At 69.4% G+C, this 7748-nt stretch carries 8 protein-coding genes; 5 read left to right on the forward strand and 3 right to left on the reverse strand.

Going from position 1 to position 7748, the window contains the following annotated elements; translation table 11 throughout:
• Positions 1–202 precede the first annotated feature (202 nt).
• A complete protein-coding gene (locus ACZ3IC_RS33835) occupies positions 203–1258 on the reverse strand; it encodes a threonine/serine dehydratase (RefSeq protein WP_467422517.1) in 1056 nt (351 codons plus the stop codon).
• 897 nt (positions 1259–2155) lie between these two features.
• On the opposite strand from ACZ3IC_RS33835, the gene ACZ3IC_RS33840 reads away from it, so the two are divergent.
• Genes ACZ3IC_RS33840 through ACZ3IC_RS33850 form a run of 3 tightly spaced genes read left to right on the forward strand, consistent with a single transcriptional unit; the run spans position 2156 to position 3282 of the window.
• Positions 2156–2848, forward strand: a complete 693-nt coding sequence (locus tag ACZ3IC_RS33840; RefSeq protein ID WP_467422502.1) for a TetR/AcrR family transcriptional regulator — start codon at positions 2156–2158, stop codon at positions 2846–2848.
• A gap of 6 nt (positions 2849–2854) precedes the next feature.
• Complete coding sequence (locus ACZ3IC_RS33845) at positions 2855–3082, forward strand: hypothetical protein (RefSeq protein ID WP_467422504.1); 228 nt, start codon at positions 2855–2857, stop codon at positions 3080–3082.
• A complete protein-coding gene (locus tag ACZ3IC_RS33850; RefSeq protein ID WP_467422506.1) occupies positions 3079–3282 on the forward strand; it encodes a hypothetical protein in 204 nt (67 codons plus the stop codon). The genes ACZ3IC_RS33845 and ACZ3IC_RS33850 overlap by 4 nt, the downstream gene beginning before the upstream one ends.
• Before the next feature lie 277 nt (positions 3283–3559).
• Here the strand turns inward: ACZ3IC_RS33850 and ACZ3IC_RS33855 are convergent, their stop codons facing one another.
• Complete coding sequence (locus ACZ3IC_RS33855) at positions 3560–4681, reverse strand: lipid II:glycine glycyltransferase FemX (RefSeq protein WP_467422508.1); 1122 nt, start codon at positions 4679–4681, stop codon at positions 3560–3562.
• A 90-nt stretch (positions 4682–4771) separates the two neighbouring features.
• On the reverse strand, positions 4772–5152 hold the full coding sequence (locus ACZ3IC_RS33860) for an ATP-binding protein (RefSeq protein WP_467422510.1): 381 nt from the start codon (positions 5150–5152) through the stop codon (positions 4772–4774).
• Between ACZ3IC_RS33860 and ACZ3IC_RS33865 the strand changes: the two genes are divergently transcribed.
• Both ACZ3IC_RS33865 and ACZ3IC_RS33870 read left to right on the forward strand, forming a co-directional pair.
• Positions 5116–6348 carry an IS110 family RNA-guided transposase gene (locus tag ACZ3IC_RS33865; protein WP_467422512.1) on the forward strand — a complete coding sequence of 411 codons (1233 nt, stop codon included), beginning with the start codon at positions 5116–5118 and terminating at the stop codon, positions 6346–6348. The two genes, ACZ3IC_RS33860 and ACZ3IC_RS33865, sit on opposite strands and share 37 nt — an antisense overlap.
• Before the next feature lie 749 nt (positions 6349–7097).
• A complete protein-coding gene (locus tag ACZ3IC_RS33870; RefSeq protein WP_467422515.1) occupies positions 7098–7514 on the forward strand; it encodes a hypothetical protein in 417 nt (138 codons plus the stop codon).
• Positions 7515–7748: the final 234 nt, after the last annotated feature.

Genomic DNA, 7748 nt, shown 5'->3' on the forward strand with positions numbered 1-7748 from the left:
TGCGTCAACTCATGCCACCGGACGCGGCTCATGCCCTTGAGGATCGTCCCCACCACGCACTCCAGTCCTGCTGCCTGTCCTGTGACGCCAAGCGCTCCCATTTCACCTCACGGACCACGCTGACCGCGAGCCGGGCCGACGTTCCGCGAGAAGCCCCCGTTCCTGGTGCCGGGAACGGGGCTTCTCCATTCGAGCTGGTGGGTCAGTGCTCGGGGGTTTGCCAGGTGAGCTGTGCGGGGTCTGTGTTCGCTCCGCACAGCACGACGGCGACCTTCTCGCCGTTGGCGGGGCGGTAGTTGCGGGACGGCCCGGTGGGCCTGGTGGGCAGGTCGCGGTCGGGTACATGGTGCGGAGCGGCTGTGAGGGCGGCGAGTGCGGTTGCCGCTCCGTGCTCCACGGCGATGCGGCGGTGGTCCCAGAGGGTTTGGCGGGCGCGGATGATTTCGCTGTCCGGTACGAGCACGGAGTGCACGCGTTCCTGCTGGGCGGCGTGCAGTGCCATGGCGGAGGTGCGGCGTGCGCCGAGGGAGTCGGCGGCGACGGAGTCCACGGTGACGTCGAGGAGGTGGGCGGCCTCGAGGGCGGCGTTGAGGGCGCGGCAGTTCTCCGGTTCCACGGCGACGGTGCGGATGCCGTGGTGCTGGGCGGCGGTGGCGATGCCGGCGAACAGGCCGCCGCCGCCGACGGCGACCACCACGGTGTCCAGGCCCGGGATCTGGGTGCGGATCTCCTCCAGCAGGGTGCCGGCCCCGGCGGCGATCAGGGGGTGATCGTAGGCGTGGGAGGGGAGTGCACCGGTCGCGGCCGTGAAGTTCTCGCAGGCGGCGAGCGCTTCGGCGTACTCCGAGCCCACCAGGCGCACGTCCGCGCCGTAGCCGCGGAGCTTGGCGACCTTGACCTCCGGGGCGGTGGCCGGGAGGAACACCGTGGCCCGCACGCCCTGCTGGTGGGCCGCCCACGCGCACGCGAGTCCGGCGTTGCCGCCGGAGGCGATGGTCACCCCCGCCTCCGGGAGGGTGCCGGCCTCGCGGTGGGCCTGGATGAAGTTCTGGGCGCCGCGGGCTTTGAAGGAACCGGTGTGCTGCATGAACTCCAGCGCCAGCCATACCTCACAGGGCTTGGGCTCACGGTCGTCCAGGGGGTCGCGGTGGGCGGTGCGGATCGCCCCGGCATCGACCGGGGCGATCGTGACGGGGCGGACACGACCGGAGATCCGGTCGGCGGCCTGCTTGATGTCACCGTAGGTGAGGTGGTGCACGGGGTTTGCTCCCTTGACTGTGCGGCGGTCAGGACCAGGCGATGAGCTGCCCGGTGGTGGTGAGGGCGAGGAAGAAGGCGAACGCGATCCGGCGCCGGCCCGGGTTTGGTTCCACCGCGTGGAAGTTGACGGGGTTGAACAGCAGCGCGTCACCGAGCGCGGGCGTAGACTGACCTGCTGGAAACCGTCAACGGTCTCGGGCCGGTAGCCGTACGCCTCGCGGTGCATCTCGTCGCCCGGCTCCCAGCGGCGGCGCCACACCGTCGTCGCCCCGCCGCTCCCGGGCACGGCCACCCACACGTTGAACGCGAGCTGCGCGACGACCTCCTGGTCGAAGAGCCCGAGCGGGAACTCCCGGGTGATGGAGTCGTAGTGGACCAGCGCGCCCGCGTTGATCTCGCGCAGGGTGCCGCCGAAGACCGCGCGGCCGCCGATGGTGGCGGGAGTGACCGCTGCGCCCCAGGCGGAGCCGAGCCGGGCCAGGGACACGGCGATCGGGTCGGGGCGCATCCCTGCCCGGTGCCAGGCCGCCCGGGCGGTGTCGGCGTCGTGCCAGTACCGCCTCGCGTCCAGTGCGCCGTCCGGGGCGCGGTAGTCGTTGAGGGCCGGGCCGAACCGGAGGATCGGGGTCGGCACCCTGACCGGGTCGTAGTCGGCGGTGGGAAGCTGGCCCAGCCCCGACAGCACGCTCGCGCAGGCCGGCCTGTCGAGGAAGCCGGGAACGCGGACCGCGGCGCGAGGGTGCCGGACGCGAGGTGGGCCAGGTGCCGGTCGGTGAAGCCGGCCGGGGCGTCCGTGGCGGTGAACAGGGGATCGAGCGCCGTGCGGGGCATGTCGCCTCCGAGTGAGGAGCGTTGAGCCTACCGTGACGATACGCTGTACCGTACGCTGGCTCACATGCCAAGGCAATCCGCTTCCCTGGACCTCGCGACCCCCGAACGCATCGCCGAGACAGCCCTGTTGATCGTGGACCAGGAAGGATCGGCCGCCCTCAGCTTCCGGACCCTGGCCGCCCGGCTCGGCATCGCCCACGCCACCCTCCAGCGCCGCTGCACCGACCTGGCCGGACTCCTCGATCTGTGCGCCGACCACCTCGCCGCTGGCCTGCCCGACCACGAGCCCGCAACCGACTGGGCCACCGCCACCGAGACCCGCTTCCGCAGGTTCTACGAGCTGCTGACCGACCACCCGGGCTTGGTCGCCCTGCGCGGAGGCCGCCCCTGGCTCGGCACGCAGCTACTCCAACGCCTCGTGGAACCACAGCTCGCCGACAGCCTCGCCGCCGGCATGACACCCCAGGAAGCGATCACCGCCTACCGGCGCCTCTACCTGCTCACCCTCGGCAGCGCGAGCTTCGTCGACCACCGCGACCCGAAGACCGCACAAGCCACCACCCGGACCGCGCTGGCCGCGCTCGACCCCGAGCAATTCCCGGCACTGACCGGGCACCTCGACACCATCCTGCCCACCGTTGTCGACCACGAGGTCTACTACGGGGCACTGCGCCAGCTCATCCACGCTGCCGACCCCACCCGCACCGACAGGGACCGCGACCACACGGGGCTCGAACCGACCCACGAAGCGAAGTAGCCGACGATGGGCAGCAGCCACAGTCCCACCAGCCGAAGAGGGGGTGCCCCCTCGCGCACACACACCGGCTCCACCGCTCCGGCCCCGGAGGGCCGCGGACTCCAGTCGCCCGCCTACGGCGTTCCCTCCCCTGCCCTGCTGGCCCGAGCGGACCGCGGCTTCGCCCGCTTTCTCGCCCAGCGGACCCAGGACCAGGACGACCGGGCCGACGACAGCGAGGACACACCACAGTGACCGCCGGCCTCCCTCGCGACAGCACCCCGACAGCAGGGCCGACCGCACGCCCCAGCACGCACACGGTCCTGTACGACCCCGACGGCCTGATCGAAGCGGAGCTCCCGCTCGACCGCGGACCGTACGAGTGCCTCGTCAAAGCCGTGCTCGCGTGGACCGGCCCGGACACGATGACGACCCGCGTGTTTTCGACAGGGTGAACGGGAGCCACTTGGGCAACGGGAATGAGAGCCACTTTGCGCCATCCGTGAAGTGGATGGACGCGACACAGGTCCGTGATCGGCAACGAGATTGGGAGCCACCTCTATCGGGTGACTTCCGACGTGGTGACGATCAGCCGCGGGGTGTCTGAGGTGGGTGGTGTCGGGGTGCCGGTAGCTTGGCGGTCCCGGGTCCTCTCGGGCTATGTCCCTGACAGGCATGGCGCTGGAGGACCCGGCTCCGTTCTGGGGCTGTGAAGGTGCGCTGCCGTCGAATTCAGCGGCGGGACATGTAGAGGTCGAGGGCCTTGTGCAGGAGCTTGTTGAGCGGGAAGTCCCACTCGCCGAGGTATTCCACGGCTTGGCCGCCGGTGCCGACCTTGAACCGGAGCAGGCCGAGCAGGTGGTTGCTCTCGTCCAGGGTGTCGGTGATGCCGCGGAAGTCGTAGATACTCGCGCCGAGTTCGTGGGCGTCGGACATCATCCGCCACTGGATGGCGTTGTTCGGCTGGACCTCGCGCTTGCGGCTGGTGGAGGCTCCGTAGGAGTACCAGGCGTGCTCACCGACGGTGAGCATCGTCGCCGCCGCGATTACTTCGTCCTCGTGATGGGCGAGGTAGAGGCGCATGCGGTTGGGGTCCTCGGCCGTCAGCGCGGTCCACATGCGCTGGAAGTAGGGCAGTGGGCGCGGGATGAACCGGTCGCGTTCGGCGGTCTCGACGTAGATGTCGTAGAACGCGGGCAGGTCGTCGTAGCCGCCGCGGACGACTTTGACGCCAGCCTTCTCGGCCTTCTTGATGTTGCGGCGCCACTGTTGGTTGAGGCCTCGCTGGATATCCTCCAGCGACCGGTCTGCGAACGGGACTTGGAACACGTAGCGCGGCTGGCCGGCGGCGAAGCCGTCCTCGCTGCCGGGCTCGGTCTGATGCCAGCCCATCCGGCGCAGCCGGTCAGCGATGTCGAAGGCCCGCGGCTCGTGCGCGGTGGCCTCTGCATCACGCAGCTGTCTGGCCTGTGGGTCGGCGATCGCGGCCTTGACCGCCTCGGCACTCCAGCGGCGGGCGACGACGGGCGGACCCATCTTCACCGAGAACGCGCCCTGAGCCTTGAGATAGGCGAGCATCGGCTCCAGCCATCGCTGAAGATCCGGTGCCTCCCATTCGATGACCGGCCCTTCAGGCAGGTAGGCAAGGTAGCGCTTGAGCTTCGGTAATGGCCGGAACAGCACCAGCCCCACGCCGACGAGGCGGTCGTTGCCGTCGAACCACCCCAGACTCTCAGCCCGCCAGTCCGGCTTCACATCCCCCCAGGAGGGGACCTGCATGTGACTCGCCGAGGGCCGGGTTGTGACGAAGGCCAGGTGCTCCTCGCGGGTGATCGCCTTGAGGCGGTAACTCATTTGCAGTGCTCCTTTGTTCGGCGCATCAGCCTACTGAGGGGCGCTGCTGTGCCTCAGCCCCGTCTGCTCCGGTCCGTTGGGGCAGATGCTTCACCGCGCCATGTTGTGCCGTTCGGACTCGGTGGCCTGGAAGCGGTAGGACTCTGTGCCGGTCTGGATGAGTGTGCAGCGGAAGGTGATCCGGTCGGCGATGGCCGCGCAGAGCCTCGGGTCAGCGAAGATTTTGTCCCACTCGGCGAACGGATGGATGAGCTGCCGCACGGTGACGCGTTTCTCCTCACGAGCTCCGAGCTCTGGACACGGCGTGCGCCCGTGCGGTCCGGCGGTGCCGCGCACGGCTGATGAGGGGGCGGGCCCTGGAGCCCTGGAATTAGTGCGCCGTGCGGCCCCGCGTGCTCGCCTTCGAGAACAGCACCGGAGAAGGGGCGGGATCCATGGACGTGTTCTGCGGGATCGACTGGGCGGAGTCACACCACGACGTCGCGATCATCGACGAGACCGGCAAGCTGCTGGCCAAGTGCCGGATCAACGACGACCTGGACGGTTACCGGCTGCTGCTGGACCTTCTGGCCGAGCACGGCGACACCGCGGAGACGCCGATCCCGGTGGCCATCGAGACCAGCCGCGGCCTGCTCGTCGCCACGCTCAGGCAGGGCCCCCGGAAGATCTACGCGGTCAACCCGATGGCTGCCTCCCGCTACCGCGACCGCCATGGAGTCAGCCGCAAGAAGTCGGACCCGGGCGACGCCCTCGTGCTGGCGAACATCATCCGCACCGACACGCCGGTGCACCGCCCGCTGCCCGCCGACACCGACCTGGCCCAGGCCGTCGCCGTCCTGGCACGCGCACAGCAGGACGCGGTCTGGAACCGGCAGCAGGTCGCCAACCAGCTGCGGTCCCTGCTCAGGGAGTACTTCCCGGCGATGATCGAGGCGTTCAGGGACAAGCCGGGAACCCTGACCCGCCCCGATGCCCGCCGCATCCTCGCCGTCGCGCCCACACCTGCCCTGGCCGCCAAGCTGCAGATGTGGAAGCTGACCACCATGCTCCGGCGCGCCGGCCGCCGCCGGGGCGTCGAAACCGACGCGGAACGAATCCAGCAGCTCTTCCGCCAGGAGGCCCCTCGGCAGCTGCCTCTCGTCGAGGACGCGATGGGCACGCAGGCACGAGCCCTGCTGCTGCAGCTGGACGCGGCCTGCGAGGCGGTCGATGACCTGGCGCGGGCCACCGAGGAGGCCTTTCGGTCACACCCGGATGCGGCGATCATGCTGAGCTTCCCCGGGATCGGTCCCCAGGTCGGTGCCCGCATTCTGGGAGAGATCGGCGATGACAGGAGCTGGTTCGCCACGGCTGGAGGGCTGAAGGCGTACGCCGGATCCGCCCCGATCACGCGGGCATCCGGCAAACGCCGCTACGTCGGGCGCCGGTTCGTCAAGAACAACCGGCTCAACCACGTCGGCCACCTATGGGCTTTCGCCTCCCTCAGCGGTTCAACCGGCGCGGACGCCCACTACCGACGCCGCCGGGCAGGAGGAGACTGGCACATGCAAGCCCTGCGACACCTGTTCAACCGCATGATCGGCCAACTCCACCACTGCCTTCAGACACGAGTTCCTTTCGACGAATCCATCGCCTTCCCCACGGCTTGTGCTGGACAGGCGGACTGAGCAGGGGAACTCGGTCGTGGCTGGTGCTGTCGGTGGGATACAACAGTCGGTGTGACGGTCTTCTACTGTGCCAAGTGCGGTGCCGAACTCACCCCGGACCTGCAGAAGCTTCAGGGAATCCCGGATATTTCGCTGCACGACAAAGACCGGCACAGTAGGACGCGGCTCGCGCCTTCGACGGTCCCGCGAGGCAGCTACGCCATCGATCCCGAACCCTGGGGCGCCCCCTTCGCGGCACCAGGCACCCAGGCGGCGCGCGCACTTGGGAGCAGATCTCTTCTCATGCCGCCCGGCATGACCGACATGGTGCCCGCCGGCCCCCGGGACTCTGTCATCGTGCACCCGGAGGACGTGGCGAGCCTGCAACTGGCCAGCTCTCTGGGCATTCACCACGGCTGCTGCGGACCTCTCGGAACGGGAGGCCCCAACATGACGTGCGTGTGCGGGGCGGCTGTGGGAACTCTTGCCGCGGACTGTATGGGCCCGCACGAGCTACATCTGGATCCGCTGCGGACGTACGCCTTCACGCCCGACACACCCCTGTGATCATGAACTATTTGATGCTTTCAGACCGGTGTACCTGCCGGGCACCTTGACTCCTTAGCTGCATGAGGTGTCTTTCCCACGCGATAGCCGAGGGGAAGAGGTCTGTTTCGAGCCCCGGGGCCTGCGGGCTGCGGCGGAGGAAACCCCTGGTCGCCCGTTGATCGGGATGGCAGGCTCTGCCTCCACTCGAAGGGAGCTCCGCGATGACCGACAAGCCGGAGACGGAACGCGTCGACTGCACTGACTGCTTCGCCCTGCCGGGCCCCGACAACACCCGCATCGCGTACGTGAAGACCGGCGGCGGGATCAGCGAGACCTGGCACACCCCCGACTGCCCGGCCCTGGCGATCATGCGGATCGACATGGAGGAGGGCAGCAAGCGGGTCCGAGAGCAGGACGCGTGGGCCCGGGGTGTCTTCCCCGCCGCGCACGAGCGGCTCAGGAAGGCCGCCGTTGCGATGCCCACCGGCACCGTCGCGCAGCCCTTCGTCGACGCCCTGAGCGAGCTGGTCCGGGCGCAGGCCGACACCACCGGCTTCGTCGTCCTGCACCGCTGGGCGGAGATCCTGGAGCGGCACTTCCCGCCGGAACTCCCCGACCCGGACCGCACCATCGAGTAGCCGCACCCGGCACTCCACCGCTGTGGCGCCGGAGTTCCGCCTGGCCGGGGGATCTGGCTGCTGACCGGCTGGCCGATCCGGATACCCGGGTTGCATGGGTCGGTCACATCGCCATGAGAGGCGTCAGTCGCGAGAGCTAAGCCTCGATCCGCCGACGTGGTCTGGAAGTGATCTTCTGACGGGCTTCTGAGCCGGTTTTGGGTCGACCGATGGGCATGGGCGTGCTGCATCCGC

Source organism: Streptomyces sp. NPDC002958, from assembly GCF_055563255.1.